General features: G+C 40.8%; 26 protein-coding genes and 1 tRNA gene. 9 read left to right on the forward strand and 18 right to left on the reverse strand.

All coding sequences use genetic code 11. The annotated features are described in order from the left end of the window. Window positions 1-6: 6 nt before the first annotated feature. The 3 genes from AAH582_RS23805 to AAH582_RS23815 all read right to left on the reverse strand — a co-directional run bounded on the left by AAH582_RS23805 (window position 7) and on the right by AAH582_RS23815 (window position 1,373). A complete protein-coding gene (locus AAH582_RS23805; protein WP_343320788.1) occupies window positions 7-510 on the reverse strand; it encodes a hypothetical protein in 504 nt (167 codons plus the stop codon). Beyond that, entirely contained in the window at window positions 500-919 is a 420-nt protein-coding gene (locus AAH582_RS23810; protein ID WP_046673136.1) for a phage holin family protein, read from the reverse strand. The genes AAH582_RS23805 and AAH582_RS23810 overlap by 11 nt, the downstream gene beginning before the upstream one ends. 184 nt (window positions 920-1,103) lie before the next feature. Then, window positions 1,104-1,373, reverse strand: coding sequence for a YtxH domain-containing protein (locus tag AAH582_RS23815; protein WP_046673135.1), 270 nt, complete (start codon window positions 1,371-1,373; stop codon window positions 1,104-1,106). A 234-nt stretch (window positions 1,374-1,607) separates the two neighbouring features. Here AAH582_RS23815 and AAH582_RS23820 point away from each other — a divergent pair, with 234 nt between their 5' ends. Next, on the forward strand, window positions 1,608-3,152 hold the full coding sequence (locus AAH582_RS23820) for a YifB family Mg chelatase-like AAA ATPase (protein ID WP_046673134.1): 1,545 nt from the start codon (window positions 1,608-1,610) through the stop codon (window positions 3,150-3,152). Here the strand turns inward: AAH582_RS23820 and AAH582_RS23825 are convergent. Genes AAH582_RS23825 through rsfS form a run of 4 tightly spaced genes read right to left on the reverse strand, consistent with a single transcriptional unit; the run spans window position 3,149 to window position 6,985 of the window. After that, window positions 3,149-3,772, reverse strand: coding sequence for a rhomboid family intramembrane serine protease (locus tag AAH582_RS23825; RefSeq protein WP_343320789.1), 624 nt, complete (start codon window positions 3,770-3,772; stop codon window positions 3,149-3,151). The two genes, AAH582_RS23820 and AAH582_RS23825, sit on opposite strands and share 4 nt — an antisense overlap. Window positions 3,773-3,780: 8 nt before the next feature. Then, window positions 3,781-4,428, reverse strand: coding sequence for a LutC/YkgG family protein (locus AAH582_RS23830; protein WP_046673132.1), 648 nt, complete (start codon window positions 4,426-4,428; stop codon window positions 3,781-3,783). A 55-nt stretch (window positions 4,429-4,483) separates the two neighbouring features. After that, the gene (gene ftsH, locus AAH582_RS23835; RefSeq protein WP_046673131.1) at window positions 4,484-6,565 is read right to left on the reverse strand and encodes an ATP-dependent zinc metalloprotease FtsH; all 2,082 of its coding nucleotides are present in this window, start codon (window positions 6,563-6,565) and stop codon (window positions 4,484-4,486) included. Window positions 6,566-6,610: 45 nt separating this feature from the next. Next, complete coding sequence (gene rsfS, locus AAH582_RS23840) at window positions 6,611-6,985, reverse strand: ribosome silencing factor (RefSeq protein ID WP_046673130.1); 375 nt, start codon at window positions 6,983-6,985, stop codon at window positions 6,611-6,613. A 47-nt stretch (window positions 6,986-7,032) separates the two neighbouring features. Here rsfS and AAH582_RS23845 point away from each other — a divergent pair, with 47 nt between their 5' ends. The 4 genes from AAH582_RS23845 to pfkA all read left to right on the forward strand — a co-directional run bounded on the left by AAH582_RS23845 (window position 7,033) and on the right by pfkA (window position 11,370). Continuing rightward, a complete protein-coding gene (locus AAH582_RS23845; protein WP_343320790.1) occupies window positions 7,033-7,803 on the forward strand; it encodes a biotin--[acetyl-CoA-carboxylase] ligase in 771 nt (256 codons plus the stop codon). A gap of 155 nt (window positions 7,804-7,958) precedes the next feature. Further along, window positions 7,959-8,408, forward strand: coding sequence for a protein-disulfide reductase DsbD domain-containing protein (locus tag AAH582_RS23850; protein ID WP_046673129.1), 450 nt, complete (start codon window positions 7,959-7,961; stop codon window positions 8,406-8,408). 86 nt (window positions 8,409-8,494) lie between these two features. Continuing rightward, window positions 8,495-10,198 carry a protein-disulfide reductase DsbD family protein gene (locus AAH582_RS23855; protein WP_343320791.1) on the forward strand — a complete coding sequence of 568 codons (1,704 nt, stop codon included), beginning with the start codon at window positions 8,495-8,497 and terminating at the stop codon, window positions 10,196-10,198. A 197-nt stretch (window positions 10,199-10,395) separates the two neighbouring features. Continuing rightward, a complete protein-coding gene (gene pfkA, locus AAH582_RS23860; protein WP_046673127.1) occupies window positions 10,396-11,370 on the forward strand; it encodes a 6-phosphofructokinase in 975 nt (324 codons plus the stop codon). A gap of 167 nt (window positions 11,371-11,537) precedes the next feature. Here the strand turns inward: pfkA and AAH582_RS23865 are convergent, their stop codons facing one another. From AAH582_RS23865 to AAH582_RS23885, 5 genes are all read right to left on the reverse strand, one after another. Next, window positions 11,538-11,984, reverse strand: a complete 447-nt coding sequence (locus AAH582_RS23865) for a hypothetical protein (RefSeq protein WP_046673126.1) — start codon at window positions 11,982-11,984, stop codon at window positions 11,538-11,540. A gap of 307 nt (window positions 11,985-12,291) precedes the next feature. Beyond that, entirely contained in the window at window positions 12,292-13,431 is a 1,140-nt protein-coding gene (locus AAH582_RS23870) for a TlpA disulfide reductase family protein (RefSeq protein WP_046673125.1), read from the reverse strand. 74 nt (window positions 13,432-13,505) lie between these two features. Beyond that, on the reverse strand, window positions 13,506-14,267 hold the full coding sequence (locus AAH582_RS23875; protein ID WP_046673124.1) for a TPM domain-containing protein: 762 nt from the start codon (window positions 14,265-14,267) through the stop codon (window positions 13,506-13,508). A gap of 199 nt (window positions 14,268-14,466) precedes the next feature. Next, the gene (locus tag AAH582_RS23880) at window positions 14,467-14,895 is read right to left on the reverse strand and encodes a TPM domain-containing protein (protein ID WP_046673123.1); all 429 of its coding nucleotides are present in this window, start codon (window positions 14,893-14,895) and stop codon (window positions 14,467-14,469) included. A 155-nt stretch (window positions 14,896-15,050) separates the two neighbouring features. Continuing rightward, entirely contained in the window at window positions 15,051-15,629 is a 579-nt protein-coding gene (locus tag AAH582_RS23885) for a LemA family protein (RefSeq protein ID WP_046673163.1), read from the reverse strand. A gap of 165 nt (window positions 15,630-15,794) precedes the next feature. Here AAH582_RS23885 and AAH582_RS23890 point away from each other — a divergent pair, with 165 nt between their 5' ends. Both AAH582_RS23890 and AAH582_RS23895 read left to right on the forward strand, forming a co-directional pair. Further along, window positions 15,795-17,339 carry an NAD(P)/FAD-dependent oxidoreductase gene (locus AAH582_RS23890; protein WP_343320792.1) on the forward strand — a complete coding sequence of 515 codons (1,545 nt, stop codon included), beginning with the start codon at window positions 15,795-15,797 and terminating at the stop codon, window positions 17,337-17,339. A 59-nt stretch (window positions 17,340-17,398) separates the two neighbouring features. Further along, window positions 17,399-17,471 (forward strand) — tRNA-Gly (locus AAH582_RS23895). A gap of 494 nt (window positions 17,472-17,965) precedes the next feature. Here AAH582_RS23895 and sufD read toward each other — a convergent pair. From sufD to sufB, 3 genes are all read right to left on the reverse strand, one after another. After that, complete coding sequence (gene sufD / locus AAH582_RS23900) at window positions 17,966-19,273, reverse strand: Fe-S cluster assembly protein SufD (RefSeq protein WP_343320793.1); 1,308 nt, start codon at window positions 19,271-19,273, stop codon at window positions 17,966-17,968. Window positions 19,274-19,332: 59 nt separating this feature from the next. Beyond that, on the reverse strand, window positions 19,333-20,091 hold the full coding sequence (sufC, locus tag AAH582_RS23905) for a Fe-S cluster assembly ATPase SufC (protein ID WP_046673119.1): 759 nt from the start codon (window positions 20,089-20,091) through the stop codon (window positions 19,333-19,335). A gap of 64 nt (window positions 20,092-20,155) precedes the next feature. Beyond that, window positions 20,156-21,607 carry a Fe-S cluster assembly protein SufB gene (gene sufB / locus AAH582_RS23910; RefSeq protein ID WP_046673118.1) on the reverse strand — a complete coding sequence of 484 codons (1,452 nt, stop codon included), beginning with the start codon at window positions 21,605-21,607 and terminating at the stop codon, window positions 20,156-20,158. Window positions 21,608-21,939: 332 nt separating this feature from the next. Here sufB and AAH582_RS23915 point away from each other — a divergent pair, with 332 nt between their 5' ends. Beyond that, window positions 21,940-22,410: an Lrp/AsnC family transcriptional regulator gene (locus tag AAH582_RS23915; protein WP_046673117.1), complete on the forward strand. Its 471-nt coding sequence runs from the start codon at window positions 21,940-21,942 to the stop codon at window positions 22,408-22,410. A 147-nt stretch (window positions 22,411-22,557) separates the two neighbouring features. Here AAH582_RS23915 and ung read toward each other — a convergent pair whose 3' ends face one another. Then, on the reverse strand, window positions 22,558-23,232 hold the full coding sequence (ung, locus tag AAH582_RS23920; protein ID WP_343320794.1) for a uracil-DNA glycosylase: 675 nt from the start codon (window positions 23,230-23,232) through the stop codon (window positions 22,558-22,560). A 228-nt stretch (window positions 23,233-23,460) separates the two neighbouring features. On the opposite strand from ung, the gene AAH582_RS23925 reads away from it, so the two are divergent. Next, complete coding sequence (locus tag AAH582_RS23925; protein WP_343320795.1) at window positions 23,461-24,000, forward strand: DUF2892 domain-containing protein; 540 nt, start codon at window positions 23,461-23,463, stop codon at window positions 23,998-24,000. 63 nt (window positions 24,001-24,063) lie between these two features. Here AAH582_RS23925 and AAH582_RS23930 read toward each other — a convergent pair whose 3' ends face one another. Then, window positions 24,064-24,528 carry a hypothetical protein gene (locus AAH582_RS23930; RefSeq protein WP_343320796.1) on the reverse strand — a complete coding sequence of 155 codons (465 nt, stop codon included), beginning with the start codon at window positions 24,526-24,528 and terminating at the stop codon, window positions 24,064-24,066. 67 nt (window positions 24,529-24,595) lie between these two features. Beyond that, window positions 24,596-25,078 (reverse strand): DUF4293 domain-containing protein, encoded by a 483-nt coding sequence (locus AAH582_RS23935; RefSeq protein ID WP_046673114.1) that lies wholly within the window; start codon window positions 25,076-25,078, stop codon window positions 24,596-24,598. Between the last annotated feature and the right edge of the window lie 143 nt (window positions 25,079-25,221).

The raw sequence follows: 25,221 nt of genomic DNA on the forward strand, positions 1-25,221 counted from the left end.
ATTGCATTAGTAAGTCTCGCTATAGGAAGGAATGCCGTACTCGTTAACCTCATCCTTGATAACTACATTTTCCGCTTGGGCAGCTTTATTTTTCTTCTTTTTCTTGGGACGAATAAAGCTTGTTAATTTACCAATGAGGCCGGTGATTTTATCTTGATTGATCTGGCCGACAGCACGCTCTGATAACAGCAACATCAGCGCTTTCTTTAAAACGCCCGTATTTTTTAGGAACAACCTATTCATAACAAAGGGCACGCCGATACGTAAGGTCTTCGTTAGCCAATCGGAATCTGGATTGCTACTTTTCGCAAACAACTGCTGGACGATATTTACCCCCGGTATATTATCTTTTAAGGTATTGAAAAAACGAATCGGAGCCTCTATTTTATTGTTGAGCAAGGTAAATTGAGCCTTAAGATAAGATTCTTGTTCGTTTTTTAATGTCTTTAAACGGGAAATCTCAGCTTTAAGTTCCTGCAGATTACGTATTTTAGTCTGTTTATTGTTCATTTGTAACCCTTTCTCTGTCAAGTTTTTCCTTGTGCAATTCTTCCTCCTCTTCCTCGATCTCGTCATTCCATTTCGCTAAAAAACGGCGGATTGACAGATCCATAAATTTGGATTCCAGCATAGGCTCAAAAACCCGTATTAAGATGATAATCACTAAAAAGATACCTGCTGTCGCCAAAAAGCCCAGTGAATAGCTTCCCAATAGCTCCCCGAGCCAAAAACCCAGTGCCAAGCACAAAAAAAACAGAACGAACAACGTGAAAATCAACTTTGTCGCATCAACAACAAGGCTAGCAATCAATCTGGACGACCGTTCGATTGTCTTTAATTTGACAAGCTTAAACTGAGAGTCAACATACTCTTTGGTTTTTTGAAACGTACCGCTAAGTGAAAATTTTTCTTCTTCCATGCATCTAAAATTTATTCAGGCTATTTCAACCGCTAGCTTAAAAAACGAAAACGCTGCATCCTAGGATGCCAACACAAATCCACTCTCTACGCATAAGGAGTAAATAGTTCGTCAGACAGCTATCCCTAGAAATAGCCTGATAATATGTATTCTACACCAATTATTCCAATGAATAATCTGCGGATTATGCATGTTCGATGATATCATCATCTAGCACTTCTTCGCTCTGATTTAATTTCCCTTTCAATGTAGAAACAATCTTCTCTTTAAAGTCATTCAGTTGATCGAACTGTTCTTCCGCTCTTTCACGAATAGCATCACTCAAATCGCTTAATGAATCATTGATTTTATCTCTCGTATCCGACCCCTTGTCTGGAGCAAATAAAACTCCCAAAGCTGCACCTGCAGCAAGACCCGCTAACAACGCCAAAGCTACTTTACTTGTGTCATTCATTTCTTTTTCGTTTTAATTTCTAATTCTATTACGATGAAACTAGTCCTCGTGTATAATACAATTAACAGAGCAAATCGTTTGCCAAATGCGGCATTTAATCCATTATTTACGAGAAACTATATCTTCCAATATAATCATTTTTTAATAAATTTTGATTGACTTTCAATAATTCACCAAACAATTATTAACCCTTTGGGATTTTTAGTATCTTTAAATCAACCCATTATAAAAATTATGCTAAATAAAACCTATTGCAGTGCTGTTTATGGGATTAATGCCTGCACAATTACCGTTGAGGTAATCGTGTCTACAGGCCTGCATTATTATATCGTAGGATTGCCTGACAATGCCGTAAAAGAAAGCTTAAGACGTGTCGAAAGTGCCATTACTTCCTGTCAACTTCACATGCCACGCCAAAAGATTGTTGTCAACTTGGCACCCGCAGACCTCCGTAAGGAAGGCTCCAGCTATGACTTGTCAATCGCAATCGGCATACTCGCATCCTCCGGACAAATGGCAAATGAGCTTTTGGCCGATTATCTCATTTTAGGCGAACTATCATTAGATGGAAGCATTAAGCCTATACGCGGTATTTTACCCATTACTTTACAAGCCTTGAAGGAAGGCTTTAAAGGGATTATTTTACCACAAGAGAATGCAAGGGAAGCCGCTATTGTTTCGGGAATCGATATTATAGGTGTAGAAAACCTCAGCCAAGTTGTTGACTTCCTAAACCATAGGATAAATATTGACCCCACAAAAATTGATATTCAAAGTTTCTTTAAGAGCAATACAAATCATTATGATGTCGATTTTTCGGATGTTCAAGGACAGGAGAATATTAAAAGAGCCCTTGAAATTGCAGCTGCGGGCGGCCATAACCTCATTTTAATAGGTCCCCCCGGCGCAGGAAAAACGATGTTGGCAAAAAGATTACCGACGATCCTCCCACCCCTCAATATGACTGAATCTTTAGAAACCACCAAAATACACTCTGTATCTGGAAATCTGAAAACCAAAGAGTCGCTCTTGACTGCACGGCCATTTCGTTCTCCCCATCATACCATATCGGACGTCGCCATGGTAGGTGGAGGCTCCAATCCGCTCCCAGGTGAAATCTCACTGGCACATCATGGCGTGTTGTTTCTTGATGAGTTACCGGAATTCAAACGTACTGTATTGGAAGTCATGCGCCAACCTCTTGAATCACGACAGATTACCATATCAAGGGCAAAACTCACGGTGGATTATCCGGCGAGTTTCATGCTCGTTGCCGCCATGAACCCCTGTCCCTGCGGCTATTTCAATCACCCCGAAAAGGAATGTATATGTGGCAGTAACACGGTACAACGTTATTTAAGTAAAATATCGGGACCTCTTTTAGACCGTATCGATCTGCATATTGAGGTGACACCTGTACTATTTGACCAACTGAGTACAACACATAAAGCCGAAGACAGCCTCACTGTGCGAAGTCGGGTCATTCAGACACGCGAAATTCAAAAGGAACGGTTCGATTCTTTGCCAGACATCCATTGTAATGCCCAGATGAGTACACAATTGACCCGAGAAATATGTCAGGTTGATGAGCACGGAAAGAAGTTACTTAAAACGGCGATTGAACGCCTCAGCCTATCCGCAAGAGCATACGATCGAATACTCAAGGTTGCTCGTACAATCGCTGATATGGAACTGAGTAAAAACATCGAGAACCATCATCTTGCTGAAGCGATCCAATACAGAAATTTAGACCGGGAAACCTGGGGCGGAAAATTCTAAAACTGCGCCAAACAATGCTTAATAACCCAAGGGAAACAGATAATCGTCAAGATCAGACCTGACAATGCACCAAAGAAATGGGCATCATGGTTTATACCATCTTGTCCTTTTTTCGATGCCCATATGCAATAGCCCAAAAATAAGAATGCAAACAGGTAAGCCGGCATCGGTATAATCATCATCACACCAATGGTCACTTTCGGGTCGAAAAGAATATAACTGAACAAGACCGCACAGATCGCTCCAGAAGCGCCCAAACTATAATAACCGGGGCTATTCTTCTGTTGGATGATCGTCGGTATATCGCTCAAGATTAAACTACCGATATAGATCACCGCAAATAAAATATGACCATATGGACTCGCCTCTGCAAGTATACGCTCCAAACCAAATGCAAAATAGTAGAAGGTAAGCATATTAAACAGTAAATGCCCCCAATCTTTATGGACAAAACCACTGGTAAGGATAGTATATACTTTTCGATTACGCGCGATACTATACGGATGCAACATCAGCTTGCCGTAAAGTTGTTCATGTGAAAATGTATAGATACTGGTAGTGAGTGTAAAAAAGAAAATAATACTCGCAACAGGCATTTCTGTTAGATAATACAATAGCATAGTAATTCCTAGAATCGATCCTCTAAAAGTAAAACATAAAGTTCTTTTGGTCCATGTGCCCCCAAAACCAATCTTTTCTCAATATCGGCCGTTCTGGAAGGGCCCGTAATTGTCGAAATCATCGTCGGAATTTCCTGACCGTAACGCTTCTGCATATAGGCTAAAGCATCTTTTAGATCCCACACCAGTTGCGAGGCTTTGGCAATAACAATATGAATTGGTGGATATATGCTCAACCGGCGCCCTGAAGCATTTGCATTACTCACCATAATACTGCCATTACGTGCAACTAATGCTTCACAGGATGTGATGCTTGCGTTTGCCAATTCAAAATCGCGCTCTGTTTTTAAAAAAGGAAAACCATATGGACTGAGTAGATTTTGAACACCTTGCTCCCAAGCGTATATATTTTTAATATTATTCTCCTCAGTCAATGAAATCAAATTTTCAATCAGACCGATTTCGCCATCACAATAGAGAAACTTGCCTCCTGCAGCAGTCAATTCGCGGACAAAAACAATATCCACCAACTCATCCTCTTCTTTATAAAGGGCTGTTTCTTTGAAATTGGGATGAGGATTATCGTTTTTCTGTAGTAATGCCTGACGTACCCGTTTTAACATTACCTCCTTCGCTGTTGCGTTCTTCACGTTCATGGCGCATATCTATATAAATGCAGCGCTAGATGACTCTAGCGCTGCAGCATTCAAATTAATTCAAATTATTTGACGGTGTTTCTGAACCTTGTCCTTCACTAGATCGCGCTTCGTCCGGGCGAACATCCAACGGTAGATCTGTCTGTGGAACTCCACCACCATCAGCACCATTCACAAACTCCTCATAAGTAGTCTTCGTTTCAAATGGGCGTTTACCTAAGATCTCTTCCAAGTCCGACTGAAAAAGAATTTCTTTTTCCAATAGCTTTTCTGCTATTTTAATCAAACCTTCACGTTTATCCAGCAATAACTGTTTGGTACGTGCATAAACATCGTTGATCAAGTTACGAACTTCAGCATCAATCAGCTCTGCCGTTTTGTCAGAATATGGTTTTTGGAAAGAGGCTTCGGAGCTGTCTCTGAAAGAGACATTTCCAACTTTATCATTCATACCGTAGATTGCAATCATCGCATACGAAAGTTGCGTGATACGCTCTAAGTCATTTTGAGCACCTGTTGAAATTCTTCCAAACGTAATATCTTCAGCAACACGACCTCCCATAGTCATACATAAACTGTCTATAAGTTGTTCTGTCGTATATAAGAACTGTTCACGGGGAAGATACTGTGCATAACCCAAAGCAGCGACCCCACGTGGCACGATAGATACTTTCACCAAAGGATCGGCGTGCTCTAAAAACCAGCCCGCAATAGCGTGCCCAGCCTCATGATAAGCTACAATACGTTTCTCTTCCGGAGAGATGATTTTGTTTTTCTTTTCAAGACCACCGATCACACGATCAACGGCATCCTGAAAATCCTGCATATCAATCTCTGGTTTATTTTTACGGGCAGCAATAAGGGCTGCTTCGTTACACACGTTGGCAATTTCAGCTCCCGCAAAACCAGGTGTCTGCGCCGATAATTTTTTTGCGTCGACCTCAGCCGATAATTTCAACGGCTTTAGATGCACTTTGAAAATTTGCTCACGGCCAATCAAATCCGGTTTATCAATAGAAATTTGACGGTCAAAACGTCCGGGACGCAACAATGCTGTATCCAGTACATCGATACGGTTAGTAGCCGCTAAAATAATAACCCCCGAATCCGTACCGAAACCATCCATCTCCACCAACAATTGGTTCAATGTATTTTCACGCTCGTCATTACCGCCCATCATCGAGTTTTTACCACGAGCACGACCTATAGCATCAATCTCATCGATAAAAATGATACATGGCGCTTTCTCTTTCGCTTGCTTAAACAAATCGCGAACACGCGATGCACCTACACCCACAAACATTTCGACAAAGTCAGATCCGGATAATGAGAAAAATGGCACTTGAGCCTCTCCGGCTACAGCTTTAGCCAATAACGTCTTACCCGTTCCCGGAGGCCCTACAAGCAAAGCGCCTTTCGGAATTTTACCCCCTAGATTGGTGTATTTACGTGGATTTTTTAAGAAATCCACAATCTCCATAACTTCTTGTTTCGCCTCTTCAAGACCAGCAACATCATTAAATGTGATATTGATCTGCGATTCTTTATCAAACAACGTCGCCTTAGATTTACCTATATTAAAGATCGCACCGCCACCGCCGCCAGCACCACCGCCCATACGACGCATCAAGAAGATCCAGATGGCAGCCAATACCAACAAGGGCAACATAAACGTGATAAACCAGCTTGCCCAAGGGTTAGAACGATCATCATAAGTCAATTGGACTTTTGGTGTACCTGGCGTTAATTCCGCTTGTGAAGCAGCTAATTTCTTTTCTAAAACATCAGGCGAAGCATCCTTAAAAATATATTGTGGCCCCTTGTCTTCCTGTCCTGATAGACTTGGAAGCGGATCAGCAGCTTTTGTAGCGTCTTTAAAACTTGGGTTATCTTTCCAGCCCTTTTTTAAATAGACCTCCACTTCGACAAGATCATTCTTTTTATAGGCGACAAGACGCTCTACAGCGCCTGTATTCAACATACGTGTCTCAAAATCACTATAGCTAACTTCCTTAGCTGGGCTTTCTCCAAAAACGTACTGTAAGGCAAAAAAACCTAAAAACATGGCAATCATAAGCCACACAAAATTGAATTTTGGCGGTTTCGGGCTTACCTTACTACTCGGGATTTTTTTCATTATATCGTAATTATATTTTCTTTATAAATTTTTCGTTGAGGACAATTAAGCGCTTTGGAAATGCTGTACTTCTGCATCTCCCCATAAATCCTCGATACCATAATGCGCTCTTTTTTCGGTCTTAAAGATATGTACAACCACATCCACAAAATCCAAAATCAACCATTCTCCATTGGATTGTCCTTCTTTATATTGGGGTTCTTGACCAAATGCCTTATAGACTTCTTCTTCGACACTCTTTGCTATCGCATTCACCTGAATGTTAGAATCGGCATGACAAATCACAAAATAATCGGAAACAGAACTGTGAAGATCTCTTAAATCCAAGCGAACGATCTCGTTTGCTTTCTTTTCTTGCATACCATAAACGATAATTTCTGATAGACGTTGGGACAATTCTGAACTTTTATTTTTACTCATTAAAAAATGTGATAGTTTTGACTTAATATTTATTTAATACTTTCAGTTTGCAAAATAACAATATTTCGGGACTTATCATCGGTCAAAATACAATATATCTTGACAAAGTCGCCTCTACAAACGATTATCTCAGAGAATTATTGTCAAATTTCAAGCCACTAGCTGAGGGGACTGCCATTTTAGCAGAAGAACAATTTCAGGGGAAGGGGCAGCGCGGAAGCTCCTGGGTCAGTGAACCAGGGAAAAACCTAACGACATCCATCCTCTTAAAGCCTCATTTCCTGCCGATAGCGGAACAATTTGCGCTTTCCGCCACAATCGCCATTGCAACCGTCAATTGGCTGAAAAGCAAAACCGAGCAGCCTGTAGCCGTGAAATGGCCCAATGATATTTACGTCAATTCAAAGAAAATAACAGGCATTTTAATAGAAAATAAATTAAAAGGCAGTAAAATAGAGCACGCTATTATCGGCATTGGTGTAAATATTAATCAAATTAATTTTGACACAGCAACAACAATAACTTCGCTCGCCTGCCTGACCGATCGACAGGATTACAACATCAAGGAACTGGCACAGGAGTTATTCCAAGTGGTCCAACAGGAGTACCTGACCCTATATAAGGAGGGCCCTCAACATCAGTTAAGCCGCTACAACGCATTATTATTTTGGAAAGGTGAGGAAAGACCATTTCTGGTCGACGGCATCAAAAAAACTGGCATTATTCAACAAGTGTCTAATGACGGGAAGCTACTGGTTCTTTTAGAAGACACCCTGCGCGAATTTGATATCAAAGAAATTACACATCTTATTACCTAATCTTTACAAAAAAAGGATAACCCATTTTAGAATTGTCAAACCTTTGTTCTAAATTTGTCAACAGCGTGATTAAACCTTTATTCACCCGAAGCATCAAAGAACAAGAACACACTGCAATCATTGTAGTGAAAAAGGAAAGAACAAATTAAATTCTGATGAAAAAGTTAATACTGTTAATGACTGTGGTAATTTTTGCAGTTACGGGAGCATTCGCTCAGATTCACAAACCTGTAAAATGGACTGTGGCGAGCAAAAAGTTAAATAACAAAGAAGCTGTAGTTTATGTAAAAGCTACAATTCAAAATGGATGGCACATTTATTCACAAAACGTGAAAGATGGGGGCCCGATTCCAACTTCTTTCAACTTTGCTAAAGCAGCAGATTACGCATTGGTTGGTAAAACTGCAGAACCGAAACCAAAAGTAAAACACGAGGATGTATTTAAGATGGATGTTGGTTATTTTACAAACGAGGTAATTTTCCAACAGAAAGTAACTTTAAACAAAGGAACTGCCACCGTTAAAGGCACTGTTGAATGGCAAGCATGTGATGCATCACAATGTCTTCCTCCAGATGAATATGCTTTTGCTGTGACAATCAAATAGTAAAAATGATTCTACACGGATAAATTAATAAGGCGATTCTCATCGCCTTTTTTTATTTTTGACCATAACATCAGAAATTCATACGCATGTTAAAAAACACATTCATTCTACTTTTAATTGCTTTTTTCAGTCTTTCTTTAACGACAGCAACTTTTGCCTCCGCACAAGATAGCTTAACAAGTACAGAAGGACTTCAATTTGAATCATCACCGGATACAGCTACTGCTGTTGAAGCGGTACCTGAAGATCTAAATTTTACAGCTTCACCTGACACAATGGTTAGTCAAGACAGCAGCAAAATAGCTCCTGCTAAGGCAAACGCACCCTCCGGGCAAGAATCAAGTAAAAAATCACTTTGGAGTATCTTTATCGCAGGACTCGTTGGTGGCTTCGCAGCGCTACTCATGCCTTGTATATTTCCAATGCTCCCACTTACCGTAAGTTATTTTACAAAACAGGCTGGAAGCCGCGCAAGCGGTATCAGCAAGGCACTCCTCTACGGTCTCTTTATTATTGTGATCTATGTCGCTTTAGGAATGATTATTACCATTTCCTTTGGTTCGGATGCGTTGAATGCTTTATCGACAAATGGGATATTTAATTTCCTATTCTTCCTGTTATTGGTTGTTTTTGCCGCGTCCTTTTTTGGTGCTTTTGAAATCACCTTACCGAGTTCCTTCGTCAATAAAATGGATGCCAAATCCGACAAAGGCGGCCTAGTAGGACTTTTCTTTATGGCATTCAGCCTTTCACTGGTCTCCTTCTCCTGTACTGGCCCCATTATTGGCACCTTATTGGTCGAAGCGGCCTCAAAAGGAGAACGCCTAGGTCCCGCAATTGGTATGCTCGGTTTTTCTATAGCACTTGCAATTCCTTTTGGCTTATTTGCAATGTTCCCTTCGATGTTAAAATCCCTGCCAAAATCTGGTGGCTGGTTAAATTCGGTGAAGGTTGTACTCGGCTTCTTAGAGCTCGCACTGGCGCTGAAATTCTTATCAAATGTAGATTTGGCCTACCATTGGAATTGGCTGGATCGGGAGGTGTTCTTATCGCTATGGATTGCCATCTTTAGTATGATGGGCTTATACCTTATTGGAAAGATTAAATTTTCACATGACAGTGAATTAAAATTCCTCTCCGTACCCAGAACTATCCTCGCTATCATTGTATTCTCCTTCGTTGTCTATATGGTACCGGGACTATGGGGAGCTCCCCTAAAATCTATTTCAGCGTTCTTGCCGCCTTCGGCAACACAGGACTTTGACCTGTCGGCAGGAATAGCAGCCGCTCCCGCACACACTGACGGTAAAGTCAAAAAATACGCGGAGATTTTTCACGAACGCGGTACACCAAAAGGATTTGATCCTTATTACGATTATGATGAGGCGCTTGCGGCTTCAAAAGAACAGAATAAACCTGTATTGATAGATTTTACAGGCTGGAATTGTGTCAATTGCCGAAAAATGGAAGCAAATGTCTGGACTGATCCCGCCGTTGCCAAGCTATTGAAGGAAGAATTTATAATGGCCGAATTGTTTGTCGACGATAAAACAGAATTACCTGCAAACGAACAATTCGTATCAAAATACAGTGGCAAAAAAATCAAAACGATAGGAAATAAAAATAGCGATTTCCAAGCCTCAGCTTTCGACAGCAATTCGCAACCACTCTATGTTATCGTCGATGCATCCGGCACCGTATTGGTTCCAAAAACCGGTGCAAACTATAATATTGCGGAGTACACGGCGTTTTTACAGAGCGGAATTGACGCCTTTAAGGCAAAAAAATAGTCTGTATACAGCAGAAGGTATGCTTAGAGAATAACAGCAGAGAACATGCAATTATTAAATTTGCATTATCTTTAGCTCACGCTTAGATGAATTGCAGTTAAAAAAGCGATTGCTTGTTCTTAATAGCGATATTGGCGACTTCTAATAACGGAAATATAATTGTATATACGCTTAAAAATAGCTAAGTTTGAGTACGTATGAGTAACATTAAAAAAATTGCTGTTTTGACATCTGGAGGAGATGCTCCAGGAATGAATGCTGGTATCCGCGCTGTTGTTAGAGCGGGGATCTACAATAATCTTGAAGTATTTGGGGTACGCAGAGGTTATGATGGTCTAGTTAATGGTGAGATTATCCCTATGGATGCTAAATCTGTAGCCAATATCATACAACGTGGTGGTACTATCCTAAAAACAGCCCGCAGCGAGGCTTTCAAAACAATTGAAGGACGTAAGCAGGCTTATGAAAATTTACGCAGCCACGGTATTGATGCCATGGTTGTTATCGGTGGCGATGGTACATTTACCGGCGCATCCAAATTTATCGAAGAATTCGATTTTCCTATCATCGGTCTCCCGGGCACAATCGATAACGATTTGGCCGGCACAGACTTCACTATTGGCTATGATACGGCCATTAATACTGTTATCCAAGCCGTAGACAAAATTCGCGACACCGCTGAGTCTCACGATAGACTTTTTGTGATCGAAGTGATGGGCCGCGACTCTGGTCTTATCGCCGTCCGTTCTGGTATCAGTACTGGTGCTGAAGCAGTCCTGGTTCCTGAGTTCGAGGTAGACTATGATGCGATCATGAAAAGACTTGACAAAAGCCGTAAAAATAAATCATCCCGCATTATTATTGTTGCTGAAGGCGACAAAGAAGGCGGTATGGTGGTATCGGAAAAAATCAAGGAAAATTTCCCGCATTACGACGTTAGATTATCTATTTTAGGACATATTCAGCGCGGCGGAAGCCCTACTTGCATGGACCGCGTATTGGCCAGCAGGCTTGGAGTTGCAGCGGTAGAGGCTTTACTACAAGGCCGCAGAGGTGAAATGGCCGGACTGATTTGCAGTGAAGTAAGATTCACTCCCTTTAAGAGCGCTATTAAGCATAACGTAAAAATGAATGAAGATCTGCTGCGTATCATTGAGATACTTTCGTTGTAAATGATCTAGTTTATTCTTGACTAACAATAAAAAAAGAGTATACATCGTGATGTATACTCTTTTTTATGCCTTACGTTGCGAGATTTGCCCCAAATTCTTTGGTAAGGCCTGATACCTGAACGGTCATATTCCATAAAGGCATATGAGCATCATATCCTGCACAGTTGTTATTTAAGCAAATTATTGCGGTATTCTTCAGATACCGGCGGCAGCTGAATGGCCTGGCCTGCTTTGGCCATCGAGTCCGCAAAATGGTTCGTATTACTGATCGCCTGTTCATACGCCTTAACAACCTGTTCCGATAGGTGTAGGACTTTAGGATCTTTGAGATCAACACGGTATTGATTATTTTCCAGTGTAACATGCTGATAAAAACGATATGCCGCAGCCTTTAATTGGCCCAGCTCCTGTTGCGACAACTGATCGATCCGGGCATTTGGCGGCAGCTTAACATCGATAAATGTCGTGTCTTTAGCCAATTGATCAATAGGGTGATCCAAAGGAATGCCATGCAACGCCTCCAGGTTGACAACAGGAATCCCCTTATCTTGATCGCCACTACAGGAAGCGATCACCGTACCCAAAAATATACCCAAAATTGCTATTTTTTTCATCTTTATAATTTTATAACCACAATAGCACTAGAAATCCCGTTGATCACCATGTTTAAACACCTAGGATTCATCATCCCCTAATCCAGCTTTTACGAGGATACAGCGGTTTCCCGCAATCATTTGCCATAGCAGCAGACGAAGTTAGCGAATTCCCCCTATTTTAACACTACAGCTAGCGCAGTAACGATGAAAGAGCAATTGGATCAGGACAAACATGATTAAAAAGAAACCCCTAATCGCAGACTCAGTTCACCTGAGTATAACAATTAGGGGCTATTCCAATGCCTAATGGCAACTAGATATCAGTTTACTTTAGCAATTCAGCTAACTTCGCTTCCAAAGCCTCACCTCTTAAATTTGATGCGACAATTTTACCAGAAGGATCAATTAAGAAGTTTTGCGGAATACCACGTACTTCGTACAATTTTACCGGAGCGGATTTCCAGCCCTGTAGGTCCGAAACGTGTGGCCATTGTTGTAAATTATCATCATGGATAGCTTTCACCCAAGCATCTTTTTTACCGGGATTGTCTAAAGAAACACCAAACACGGTAAACCCTTTATCTTTGAATTTATTGAAAGCCGCAACGACATTCGGGTTCTCATGACGACAAGGACCACACCAGCTTGCCCAAAAATCCAACAAGACATATTTTCCTCTTAAAGAAGATAAGGAAATATTCTTGCCTGTTGTGTCTGGCAATGTGAAGTCAGGTGCTACCGAACCAACAGCTACTGCTTTCAACTTTTGGATACGCTCAGCCAATTCCTTCCCTTTTTCAGAATTTTTCAATTCAGGAGACAATTTCTCAAAAGAAGTCACATATTCATTGACGTTCTCACCGCTGATATTCTCAGACAACAAATCCAACGTATACCAGCTTTTTGGGTTTTTGTTAATAAATTCAGCATCTGCTTTTTCCATTTTTTCGGAAATCTCACCAGCTTGTTTTTGTAATCCTTCGATGAATTTAGGATCCTGTTTTTGCGTCTCCGAAGCCGCATAATATTGTTGGTTCAATGCCTCGAACGCATCTGTATGCGGTTTCACAAAAGCCTTGTACTGTGTCAGATCGTCATTAAGCGCCGTACCTGAGACCGTTGCATTTTTAAACCCTTTGGTTGCATCGACTTTGATAACGCCTTTAGAAAGATATAACTGTGCTGTTTCAGGTTGCTTTTGACTATTTCTAAGTTCTGCAAAAGTTAAGCCCTCCGGCGAATAGATCATCATACCTTTTGTTGGTGTAGCTACCTGTCCGTTGAACTTAAATTCGCCTTTTACGACCGTTGCTGAATCAGTCTGACGAGTGCCATTCGCAGCATACTGCATAAACACTTTCGCTTTGTCTGACGTCGTGTTTACTTTTCCTGTAACCGTGTAGCTTTCTTGTGCCATTAACAAGGCCGGTAAAAAGCTTAAACCCATTAATATTCCCTTTTTCATAATTATATACTTCCCATAAATGTAAAACATTTCTGTTTCACTGTCGTTTTATTTAACATTATTTAGCAAAGATGTTACCAACGTCCGGAAGCACCGCCACCACCAAAATCACCGCCACCGAAACCGCCAAAGCCGCCACCAGAGCCTCCGCCGAAGCCACCGCCGCCACCTCGGCCGCCACCGCCGCCAAGACCATTCAGCAATGTCCACCAAAAGATATCAGAAGCGCCGCGTCCATTCATCACACGGCCACCACCGCCACCACCTCGTCCACCGCGATTGGAGAAAAGAACAACCAAGACTATCACAATAATAACAACAAACATCACCGAACCTGATCCCTTTCCTTTCGGTTGTTTTGGATCAGCTTTGTACTCACCCTTTGTGTAGGAAATTAACGAACTGGTCGCATCGTCCACTCCTTTGTAGTAATCGCCCTGACGAAAAGCCGGCTTGATATCATTTTCAATAATACGATATGCAATGGCATCCGGGACAGCGCCCTCTATACCATAACCTGTTTGAATGGTCACCGCCCGATCTCCCAGAGCGACCAACAAAAGAATACCGTTATTATACTTTTTATTCCCAATACCCCATTTTTTCGCTAAACGAACCGCATAATCAGAAATATCATAGCCACCGGTAGAATTCATCATAACCACTGCAATCTGCGTAGATGCGGAATCCTCAAATGCCAATAGCTTCTGCTCCAATAATTGCTTCTGACTTGCGGTCAATGTGTTTGTATAATCATTGACAAGCCTATTTGATGTTTCTGGGAAATCTTGTCCCAATACTGTGGCTACCGACAGCAAACAAAGCAACATAGCCATAGCAGGGATTCGAACCCGAGAAAATAATCTCGATACAAATTTCATCCTATAATTCTCTTTTATTCATTTTTATTTGCCTTGAGCAGTTTTCATGCAAATGGCGTTCGGTGAATCCCGAAATCGGGTTTATCACGATCTTTATCAGTTTATTTATGAGACAGGGAATCGCTTTTCGGGACTGTTTCTGGTCACTTAACAACTAACGGTCTCCAAAAACAATATCATTTGGAAGCTCATTGATGTCATCGTGTTCACGCGGGAAGAATTTTGCCAATTGTTTACCCGCATGTTCGATCCCTTTGACCAAGCCCTCAACAATACGATCTACCCGAAACTCCGCCACCATAAGATCTTTGGTACTGTTCCAAAAATCACCTTCTACACGTTGGTGAATTCCCTTATCGCCAATAATGGAAAATTTATGGTCTTCAAGCGCGATATAGATAAGAACACCATTTTTCAATGCGGTCTTATGCATACCCAATTTGGAAAAATAATAGGTTGCACGATCATGTACCTCGTCGGGGCAATGATTTTCGACCACCACACGAATCTCACCAGAAGTCTCATTTTCAGCCACATTAATAGCGTGAACGATCTTCTCTTGTTCTTCAGAATTTAATGCCATAGTTTGTATACGTTTGCACTCCAAAACTAGATTACCATACCGGTTATTCCAGATTCAAAGGGTCTAAACTAATTAAAACACGATAAAAAAATGGATGATGTGCTTCTACGAAAGCCGCATCATCCATCATCCTGTTCATTCCTAACAATTTGCTGTTAGAATGATACCGTTGGCGCTTTATCCGAACCCGGGGCCGCAGTAAATGTACCTTTTGCCTTAAATCCGAACATACCCGCCATTAAATTATTCGGGAAGCTACGTACGGTGGTATTATATTGCTGTACCGCTTCGTTGTAAGATCTACGTTCTGTTGAAATACGATTTTCAGTACCTTCCAGCTGTGCTTGTAATTCCAAAAAGTTCTGATTGGCTTTCAAATCAGGATAAGCTTCAACAGACGCCAAAAGACGACTCAACGAACCGCTGAATTCATCTTGAACTTTTTGAAACTTGGCAATATTCTCCTCAGACAAATCATCGGCATTAATCGTCACCGAAGTTGCTTTAGCTCTTGCCTCTACAACAGCTGTCAATGTACTTTCTTCGTGTTTTGCCGCTCCTTTTACTGTATTAACCAAATTTGGAACTAGATCCGCACGACGTTGATACGCATTTTCAACTTGTGCCCATTTTCCTTTAACATTCTCATCTTGTGAGACCATCGTATTGTACCCACAGGAGTTTAATGATACTAATGCAAATAAACCACATAGGGCGACCAAAAATCTTTTAATTTTCATTGTTCAAAGAATTAAATACTATTCAAATTATACGGTTACACTATCAAAGCATATACCAAGCTCTTACTAAGATAAGAATATTTTTATTTCCAAATCTCCAAATAGCCAATATTCATTAACTTTGTCCCGGTTTTGGGATAAAAACCCAGCCCTCATATTATGCAAAAAGAAATTGAAATTGCGATACTTCCAGAAAGAATCGAGGACGATCAGTATATTCTACAGCAAGGGATCAAAGCCCTGAAAGTCCAACCTCAACAAGTCAAAGGTTATAAAATCCGTAAACGTTCCATTGATGCCCGAAGCAAGCAGGTTGTTTACCGAGCTCGGGTTATTTACTACATTGACGAGCTTCCTGTTCCAGAAATCTACGAAAATAATTTTAAGTCCGTTAAAGACGGAACACCCGTTATTATTATTGGCGCGGGTCCTGCCGGCCTGTTTGCAGCAATACGCTGTATTGAACGTGGTCTCAAACCAATTGTAATCGAACGCGGTAAAAAGGTCCAAGACCGTAGACGCGATCTAGCTAAGCTGAACCGGGAAGGCATCGTAAATCCTGAGTCAAACTACTGCTTTGGTGAAGGTGGAGCTGGAACTTACTCCGATGGAAAATTATATACACGTTCCAATAAGAGAGGTGATGTCGATAAAGTACTCAAACTTTTCGTTTCCCATGGGGCCACGACGGATATTCTGGTGAATGCACGGCCACATATCGGTACAAATAAATTGCCGCATATTATTGAGGCCATGCGCGAGAGCGTCCTTGAATTTGGGGGCGAATTTCATTTTGACCAACGTGTCGATGACATTTTAGAATCTTTCGGTCAAGTACGCGGTGTCAAATTAGCCAATGGTGGAGAAATTAAGGCAGATCATGTCATTGTAGCGACAGGACACTCTGCGCGGGATATTTTCGAGCTTTTTCATCGCAACAATTGGCTGATCGAAGCCAAAGCATTTGCTTTGGGCGTGCGTATCGAGCACCCGCAGGCAATTATTGATCAGGCGCAATACCACTGCCAGGTAAGAAGCGAGCATTTGCCGCCAGCCTATTATAGCCTGGTTGAACAGGTGAATGACCGTGGTGTATTTTCATTCTGCATGTGCCCAGGCGGCGTCATTGCGCCCTGTGCAACAGATTTAGATGAAATTGTTGTCAACGGATGGTCGCCATCCAAACGAAATAATCCACACGCTAATTCAGGCACCGTTATTCAAATCAACCTTGAGGACGTCGCCAATGCACATAAGGATCCATTTGCATTACTGAATTTTCAGAAAGAGATCGAGCGAAAGGCTTTTGCAGTAGGTGGCGGCAAGCTCGTTGCTCCGGCGCAACGCATGGTCGACTTTGTTGAAGGACGTGTGTCTATGGATCTGCCAGAAAACTCGTACAAGCCGGGAACAGCATCTGCAGATCTCACCGAAGTGCTACCTGCTTTTGTTCACGAAGCATTACGCGGTGCATTGCCCATCTTTGGCAAAAAGATGAAAGGGTATTATACCAATGAAGCCATTTTAGTAGGTGTAGAGTCACGTACCTCTTCACCGATTCGGATTCCTAGAAATAAAGAAGATTTACAACACCCTCAGGTCAAAGGACTTTACCCTTGTGGTGAAGGGGCTGGTTATGCCGGCGGTATCATTTCAGCGGCTATAGACGGTATTAATTGTGTTGATGCGATCAATTTAAGTTAATATTTTTTGCTTTTCCTCTTGCAGAATACGAATAAATGCCTTACTTTTGTAGCATCAACGCGAAAGTAGCTCAGTTGGTAGAGCACAACCTTGCCAAGGTTGGGGTCGCGAGTTCGAATCTCGTCTTTCGCTCAAAAAAAGCTTCCAAAATTTGGAAGCTTTTTTCGTTTTATAGTACTATCTTTTTTTCCAGCCTCCTTCTATAACAAAAGCCGTCGCAACCGATAGCATCTGCTATAGATCCAGTAAAAAGGATACCAATTATACTCAGCAAAATGGCTATATTAAAATAAACCGAAAACACCCGTTCCAACATTTCTGTAGGCACACAACAGATCACTTTACCAAAAAATAAGCAGGATGCAGACCCATTTCCAGCGTATTCCATAAAGCAGGAATATGCTAATACAAAGAGACAGTCCTATCTATTTGTCGATAGGGGTCTTAACAAGAAAATAAGCGAAGACACTATAAACCCAAGGTTTGTAAGCGTAAGTGGTAGATAAAGACATGTACATGGTCGTACAAAACACAAAAAGATCGCGCAGATCCTACTGTTTCTATAAAAAGGGCGTTCACCGCATGGGTAAACGCCCTTTTTATAAGCTATATGATCCTAAATGGATTTAATTTGTTCTTAGACTTTCTTCTACAAGCTCTTCAACATATTTGCGAACAACTTCATTAGAGAAACGTGTCGTTACGTCAAATGCAAATGCGTGTACCAACAGGATACGGGCGGACTCTTCGCCAATCCCTCTTGCTCTCAGATAAAACAGCGCTTCATTATCAAACTGACCGATGGTACACCCGTGTGAACATTTTACGTCATCGGCAAAGATCTCCAATTGTGGTTTGGTATAAACCGCCGAATTGTCCGACATCAACATATTATTGTTCTGTTGAAAAGCATTCGTTTTCTGCGCATCCTCGCGCACAAAGATTTTTCCATTGAAAACCGCAACGGACTTGTCCTGTGTAATATTTTTATACCATTCATAAGACTCACAATGTGGTTTCAGGTGGTCTACGATAGTATGGTTATCGACCAATTGATCAGCAGCCGTTAAGTTGATTCCATATAAATGGCTCTCCACATGCTCGGCATCCAAACGGACATTGATATTGTTACGGATAAACGAAGCGCCTGGAAAATTACAGTTGTAATTATTGTAAAGGCTGTATTTTTCTTGGTATACCTCTGTATGATTAAAGTAACGGCTTACAGATTCCGCGAGCTGCAAATAATAATGTTGCACTTTAGCATTCTCTTTGACGATAATCTCAGAGACCTTATTGTGTACATTATTTGCGGTGCCCTCTGCAGTAATAAAGCTTTCGATCAATTCAAGCTCTGCATTTGGCTCGACAACGATCAAATTACGTGTTTGTGCAAAGAAATCCTCTTTCCCTGTAGCGACATGAATAATCTGTATTGGTTTATCAAGTACAACTCCCTTTTTCAAATGGATAAAAACACCATTGGTAAAAGCAGCCGTATTCAATGCGACCATAATATTGTCTGACTTATCTGCATATTTAGCAAAATGGGACTCAAATGCAGGCTCTGAAGCGGCTTCATCCATTGGAATAACCGACAGTCCCTTTACATCTTCTAATTCACTTACCGCTAATACATATTGACCATTCACCAAAATAATGCGGTAGGCATCTAGCTGCGGAATCTCACCTGCACTAAAGTTTAAGCCTTCGATATCCACATCGACATCAAGCGCATAAGGCTTATTGATAATACTGTGGATGTTTGTATATTTCCATTCTTCATTCTTAACGGTGGGAAAGCCTGCTGCTTCGAAACGCTCGAATGCAAGTTGGCGGGCCTCCACGAAAAACGAAGGTTCGTCTGAAACGCCTTGCTCTTTGAAAGCTCCCAACACTTGTTGAAGTAATGATTCTGAAACTAATGTACTCATGTTATTTTTTAATCAAATCGCCAAAATTCTCTTCTAATCCTATTTACTCAGGTAAAAGATTAGGCGTTTTGTGTATCATATTCTTTTAACCAATCGTATCCTTTTTCTTCGAGCTCCAAAGCTAATTCTTTAGGTCCCGATTTCACGATACGGCCATTGTACAATACGTGAACAAAATCTGGAACGATATAATCCAACAAACGTTGGTAGTGTGTAATAACAATAAAAGCATTGTCTTTAGAGCGCAATTGATTCACACCATTTGCAACGATACGAAGTGCATCGATATCCAAACCAGAATCTGTCTCATCCAAAATAGATAATTTCGGATTCAACATCGCTAATTGAAAAATTTCGTTACGCTTTTTCTCACCACCGGAGAATCCTTCATTTAAAGAGCGGTTAGCCAAATTAGCTGAAAACTCAACCAATTTTTGCTTGTCTTTTACCATTTGTAAAAATTCCTTCGCTTCCATTGGAGGAAGGCCTTTATACTCACGAATATCATTTACAGCTGTTTTCAAGAAATTGATATTCGATACGCCCGGAATTTCCACAGGATATTGAAAAGCCAAAAACAGCCCTTCACGTGCGCGGTCCTCAGGAGAAAGATCCAATAAATCTACACCATCCAATAGTGCAGAACCTTCACTTACTTCATAGGATTCACGACCTGCCAATACGTTACCTAATGTACTTTTACCAGCACCGTTTGGTCCCATAATTGCATGAACTTCGCCAGCTTTTACTTCTAGGTTTAACCCTTTTAATATTTGTTTGTCTTCTACAGACGCATGTAAATTTTTAATGCTTAACATTTTATTCGTATTGAGTATGGTGCAATGTAGCGTCTTAAACTACATTCCCAATGATTTTTTTTATCTATCCTACTGAACCTTCTAATGAAATTGCCAATAATTTTTGAGCCTCTACAGCAAACTCCATCGGCAATTGATTTAATACTTCCTTTGCATATCCGTTGACAATTAAACCAACAGCTTTCTCAGAGTCTATACCCCGTTGATTCAAATAGAATACCTGATCTTCACCGATTTTGGAAGTAGTCGCCTCATGCTCTAATTTGGCCGTCTTATTTCTATTTTCGATATAAGGGAATGTATGCGCTCCACATTTATCACCGATCAATAAGGAATCACATTGTGTAAAGTTACGTGAGTTGTCGGCATTTGGACCGATTTTCACTAAACCTCTATAACTGTTGTGGCTCTTACCGGCAGAGATACCTTTAGAAATAATTTTAGATTTTGTGTTTTTACCCAAATGAACCATCTTCGTTCCTGTATCAGCTACCTGATGATTACGCGTCATGGCTACAGAGTAAAACTCGCCAATCGAGTTATCACCCTTTAAAATCACACCCGGGTATTTCCATGTAATTGCAGAACCAGTTTCTACCTGTGTCCAGGAGATTTTACTGTTATCACCCTTACAGATTCCACGCTTGGTTACAAAGTTATAAATACCACCTTTTCCTTCTTTATCACCAGGGTACCAGTTTTGAACGGTAGAATATTTAATATCAGCATCGCGTTCGGCAATCAATTCAACCACTGCAGCATGCAGCTGGTTTTCATCACGCATAGGTGCAGTACATCCTTCCAAATAAGAAACATAAGCCCCCTCATCTGCAATGATCAACGTGCGTTCGAATTGCCCGGTATTCTGTGCATTGATACGGAAATAGGTAGACAATTCCATTGGACACCTTACTCCTTTTGGGACGTACACGAATGATCCATCGGAAAACACAGCCGAATTCAAGGCTGCATAAATGTTATCTGTTTGCGGAACAACCGTACCTAGATATTTCTTTACCAGGTCGGGATGCTCTTGCACAGCCTCACCAAATGAACAGAAAATAACCCCCTGTTCTTTTAATTTCTCACGAAACGTTGTTTTGACGGATACAGAATCAAAGACAGCATCTACTGCCACCACTCCAGCCAAGATTTTCTGCTCATCCAAAGGAATCCCCAACTTTTCGAAAGTGGAAATCAACTCAGGGTCAACCTCATCCATCGAATTAAGCTGTGGTTTTGCTTTCGGGGCCGCATAGTAGGAAATCTCTTGAAAATCAATTTCCGGAGCTTTGAAATTTTGCCAAGTAGGCATTCTTAACGTCAAGAAATGACGGAAAGCTTTTAATCTCCATTCCAATAGCCATTCAGGTTCATTCTTTTTTGCCGAAATAAAACGAACCGTATCCTCAGTAAGGCCTTTGGCTGCAATTTCCATTTCGATATCTGTCGTGAACCCGTATTTATATTCTTCGAGCTCCAGCTCTTTTAACAAATCGTCGTCTTTAGTACTCATATTGCGCTCTCACGGTTTAACTAATTTGGGAGGGCTTCACCTCCGCACCTATCGAACTGCAAAGTTACAATTTCAAAGCCAATAAAACAGCATTTAATAGCACCTTACGAAGGTATTTTTAATAAAAAAATGACATTTATCACTCCATTTCATTAAAATGAGCACATTTCAATCGATTATGACAGTCAAATGATTTTACATCAATTAAAACTATAACAAAATAACAACAATATAACTAAAATCTATTAATCATCAATAATTTTGTATATTTTTAAATTTCCAAATATAATTTTGTATATTTACAAATACTATTGATTATTAAGACTTAAGATATGCCCTTTGCACCGGATAAAACAGATTTAAAAATTCTTAAACTATTACAAGAGAATGGTCGTATAACTAATTTGCAACTCGCATCTAGCATCGGACTATCTCCCGCACCAACCTTAGAGCGTGTGCGAAAACTGGAAAACTCAGGCTTCATCAAAAGTTACCATGCTTTTGTGGACGAGGAGAAACTGGGGCTTGGAATCAAATCGTTCATCCAGATTTCGCTCGATTTTCATACACATAACGCTATACCTGAATTTGTCGCCGCTGTCAAAATGATACCAGAGGTAACCGAATGCCACCACGTCACCGGCAATTGTGATTTCATCCTCAAGGTTTACGTGAAAGATATCAAAGCTTATGAAGGCGTCATCATGGAAAAAATCTCTAAAATACCTTTTGTAAAGACATTCCAAACCATGATGATTATGTCGACCAGTAAAAAAGAACCCATTATTCCTTTAGAATATTAAGCGACGGAATAAGCCCAATCAACAATATCATTACCGGAATCTTGCTCTTGGACGCATTTGCACCATGCGCCGATCACCGGCAATGATGTTTATCCAATTTGATGCGGGACCGCCCAGCACTTGGTAACGCTTAACCCAAGGTAAATCCTAAACCAAACGCCAGTCAATCGGGGTTTTACCATGTGCCGTCAAATACTGGTTTGCGCGTGAAAAATGCTTACTACCAAAAAAACCACGATAAACGGACAACGGAGAGGGATGTACCGCCGTGAGAATAAGATGCTTTTTGGCATCAATAAGCACACTTTTCTTCTGGGCATAGCTTCCCCACAACAGAAATACCACATGTTCACAACGCTCGGAAATAGCATGAATAATACTGTCCGTAAAAATCTCCCAGCCTTTCTTTTGATGAGAACCGGCCAAATGTGCCTGTACTGTCAAGGTTGCATTTAACAATAACACCCCCTGCTTAGCCCAAGACGTCAAATCGCCAGCATGCGGCTCAACAAAGCCAGAGATATCGTCCTGCAATTCCTTAAAAATATTTTTTAAAGACGGGGGCAAGGCAATCCCTGCCGGAACTGAAAAAGACAGTCCATGTGCCTGCCCATCATTATGGTAAGGATCCTGCCCTAAAATAACGACTTTCACCTGATCCAATGGCGTCAGCTTAAAAGCATTCATCACCAGACTTGCTGGCGGAAACACTTTCGTTTTCTGCCGCTCTGCTTGCACAAAAGAAGACAGCTGTTTCATGTAGGGCTGGGCGAATAAAGGCTTCAGCACAGGGGCCCAAGAATCATCGTATTGCTTTTCCATAATTCAAACATAGACAAAGTTGCATATAAAGGCAAATTTATCCGGCGCCCCCCTCCTATTCCGCGATATTCCAAAGCAAGATGATTAGAAAACATTGCTTAATCTAAAAGCTGCGTTTTTCTGGAAAAACACATTTTTACAAAATAACAACCTGAACCTTTGCTTAAACGGTGAAATTAACGGATATTTGCAGAATTAAATTGAATACAAATATTTAAACAACGATTTATGTCAAATCTCGTTAGAATCATTATTTGCAGTGCATTGCTTATCGGAACAGTTGCCTTATTCTGGACCGGAAATTGGGGGTGGGGAATTTTAGGGATCTTGATCACGATCTTAGGCTTCGTTACTGTATTTTTCCATGAATATATGCTGATTGCGCAATGGCATATGCGTAAACAAAATATGGCCGCAGCTGAAAAATGGCTGGGTAAAATCACCAACTACGAAAAGCAATTGATCCCACAACAGCATGGTTACTACAACATGCTGATCGGACTGATCGAATCACAACGTGCACCTATGCAATCTGAAAAATATTTTAAGAAAGCATTGTCTTTGGGTCTCCATATGGACCATAACATCGCCTTAGCAAAATTAAGCTTGGCTGGTGTCGCCATGGCGAAGCGCAATAAACGCGAAGCCGAAAAACTTCTTCAAGAAGCTAAAAAAGCAGATAAAAATAAGTTATTAGCTGATCAGATCAAAATGATGAAAGACCAGATGGGCATGATGGACAAACAACAGATCAGATACAATCGATAATATAATCAAAAAAGCTTCGAAGTTATAACTTCGAAGCTTTTTTTTGTCAAGAGCCAAAATCAATTATTTCTTTAATGAAATAGGAACCTCCAAAAACTCCCCCTCTTCCGTACTGCTCTCAAAGACCAGTTTGATCATAACTGGTTTATCCGTTTTCTTCCAATCCTTTATAACGACCTGAATATCCACAGGCTTATCTTCTTCCAGCAAATAGTGTAGATAATTCTGCTTATCTTCAAATTTAACCAATACATTACCCATCTGAATCGTTGAAAAGAAATGGGATTGTTTCTTCTGATCCAACACTTGCGTGGAAAAGGTGTTCATTTTATATTCCCGAGGATTCTTACTATACGATATAGCAAACAAATTGATCACCAATTCATGCTTAGGCTCATCTACGTGAAATTCCTTTATATCGAATTGAATATCGTCAACAACCAGCAATGAATCTGCTGACTGCGCCTTTACAAACCCGCCTCCAAGGAAGAGCATCAAGACAACAACATATCGAAAAAAAACGTTCATATCATATTATATTTAAAAAAGCCACGATCTTCGTGGCTTTAACTATTATGGTGTTATTATTTTAAAATTATGCACGCAACCGATCGGCAGACCGGATCAGCTTTTCATCTTTACGCACGCCTCCCATGGCTAACGCACAGAAAATAATCGCGATAGGCAACAAGAAGAATCCTACACCGATATTCCCAGCACCCAAAAATTGACCGACCGTAGCTAAATGAGTACTTGCAGAAGAGTAGAGCCATACTGCAAATAAGATAATTGCGACAACCTCTACCCAAATAAGCAAAAGTTGAACTTTACGCTGTTTAAATTTAAATATCGTGAACAGGGGAAGCCCGCCTAATAATACGGTGGCCACAGTCTGGAGAATATAACCAAATCCCCCCTCGTGTACCGGCTGACCCGCAGCAACACTATACACACCGGTCACCTTCACATTCTTTCCTAAACCAACTAAATCGCTATAATTAACATAGGGAAATAGAAACAAGCCAAAAATGACTAATCCTGCTATCAGCAAATAAACAGTTTGGATACGTTGAATCATAGTTTAATTTTTGTATACCAACAAACTTAGATAAATTGATTTTTATATGCAATATTATTGCGTCCGAAAAACAATCAACCTTAACGCTCTTTAAACAGCAAAACAATCAAACCCTATATTTTGTTGCATTTTTTTACACGATA

This window comes from Sphingobacterium multivorum, from assembly GCF_039511225.1.
In the GTDB taxonomy this organism is placed as follows: domain Bacteria; phylum Bacteroidota; class Bacteroidia; order Sphingobacteriales; family Sphingobacteriaceae; genus Sphingobacterium.

Excerpts from the sequence above, each read along its gene's own strand:
- AAH582_RS23870 (WP_046673125.1), bottom strand. The coding sequence starts at position 13,431 with ATGAAAAAGGGAATATTAATGGGTTTAAGCTTTTTACCGGCCTTGTTA.
- sufC (WP_046673119.1), bottom strand. The coding sequence starts at position 20,091 with ATGTTAAGCATTAAAAATTTACATGCGTCTGTAGAAGACAAACAAATA.
- AAH582_RS23930 (WP_343320796.1), bottom strand. The coding sequence starts at position 24,528 with ATGAACGTTTTTTTTCGATATGTTGTTGTCTTGATGCTCTTCCTTGGA.
- AAH582_RS23850 (WP_046673129.1), top strand. The coding sequence starts at position 7,959 with ATGAAAAAGTTAATACTGTTAATGACTGTGGTAATTTTTGCAGTTACG.
- AAH582_RS23890 (WP_343320792.1), top strand. The coding sequence starts at position 15,795 with ATGCAAAAAGAAATTGAAATTGCGATACTTCCAGAAAGAATCGAGGAC.
- AAH582_RS23915 (WP_046673117.1), top strand. The coding sequence starts at position 21,940 with ATGCCCTTTGCACCGGATAAAACAGATTTAAAAATTCTTAAACTATTA.
- pfkA (WP_046673127.1), top strand. The coding sequence starts at position 10,396 with ATGAGTAACATTAAAAAAATTGCTGTTTTGACATCTGGAGGAGATGCT.
- ung (WP_343320794.1), bottom strand. The coding sequence starts at position 23,232 with ATGGAAAAGCAATACGATGATTCTTGGGCCCCTGTGCTGAAGCCTTTA.
- AAH582_RS23820 (WP_046673134.1), top strand. The coding sequence starts at position 1,608 with ATGCTAAATAAAACCTATTGCAGTGCTGTTTATGGGATTAATGCCTGC.
- sufD (WP_343320793.1), bottom strand. The coding sequence starts at position 19,273 with ATGAGTACATTAGTTTCAGAATCATTACTTCAACAAGTGTTGGGAGCT.
- AAH582_RS23825 (WP_343320789.1), bottom strand. The coding sequence starts at position 3,772 with ATGCTATTGTATTATCTAACAGAAATGCCTGTTGCGAGTATTATTTTC.
- AAH582_RS23810 (WP_046673136.1), bottom strand. The coding sequence starts at position 919 with ATGGAAGAAGAAAAATTTTCACTTAGCGGTACGTTTCAAAAAACCAAA.
- rsfS (WP_046673130.1), bottom strand. The coding sequence starts at position 6,985 with ATGAGTAAAAATAAAAGTTCAGAATTGTCCCAACGTCTATCAGAAATT.
- AAH582_RS23880 (WP_046673123.1), bottom strand. The coding sequence starts at position 14,895 with ATGGCATTAAATTCTGAAGAACAAGAGAAGATCGTTCACGCTATTAAT.
- AAH582_RS23935 (WP_046673114.1), bottom strand. The coding sequence starts at position 25,078 with ATGATTCAACGTATCCAAACTGTTTATTTGCTGATAGCAGGATTAGTC.
- AAH582_RS23925 (WP_343320795.1), top strand. The coding sequence starts at position 23,461 with ATGTCAAATCTCGTTAGAATCATTATTTGCAGTGCATTGCTTATCGGA.
- sufB (WP_046673118.1), bottom strand. The coding sequence starts at position 21,607 with ATGAGTACTAAAGACGACGATTTGTTAAAAGAGCTGGAGCTCGAAGAA.
- AAH582_RS23815 (WP_046673135.1), bottom strand. The coding sequence starts at position 1,373 with ATGAATGACACAAGTAAAGTAGCTTTGGCGTTGTTAGCGGGTCTTGCT.
- AAH582_RS23865 (WP_046673126.1), bottom strand. The coding sequence starts at position 11,984 with ATGAAAAAAATAGCAATTTTGGGTATATTTTTGGGTACGGTGATCGCT.
- AAH582_RS23875 (WP_046673124.1), bottom strand. The coding sequence starts at position 14,267 with ATGGCTATGTTGCTTTGTTTGCTGTCGGTAGCCACAGTATTGGGACAA.
- AAH582_RS23855 (WP_343320791.1), top strand. The coding sequence starts at position 8,495 with ATGTTAAAAAACACATTCATTCTACTTTTAATTGCTTTTTTCAGTCTT.
- AAH582_RS23805 (WP_343320788.1), bottom strand. The coding sequence starts at position 510 with ATGAACAATAAACAGACTAAAATACGTAATCTGCAGGAACTTAAAGCT.
- AAH582_RS23830 (WP_046673132.1), bottom strand. The coding sequence starts at position 4,428 with ATGAACGTGAAGAACGCAACAGCGAAGGAGGTAATGTTAAAACGGGTA.
- ftsH (WP_046673131.1), bottom strand. The coding sequence starts at position 6,565 with ATGAAAAAAATCCCGAGTAGTAAGGTAAGCCCGAAACCGCCAAAATTC.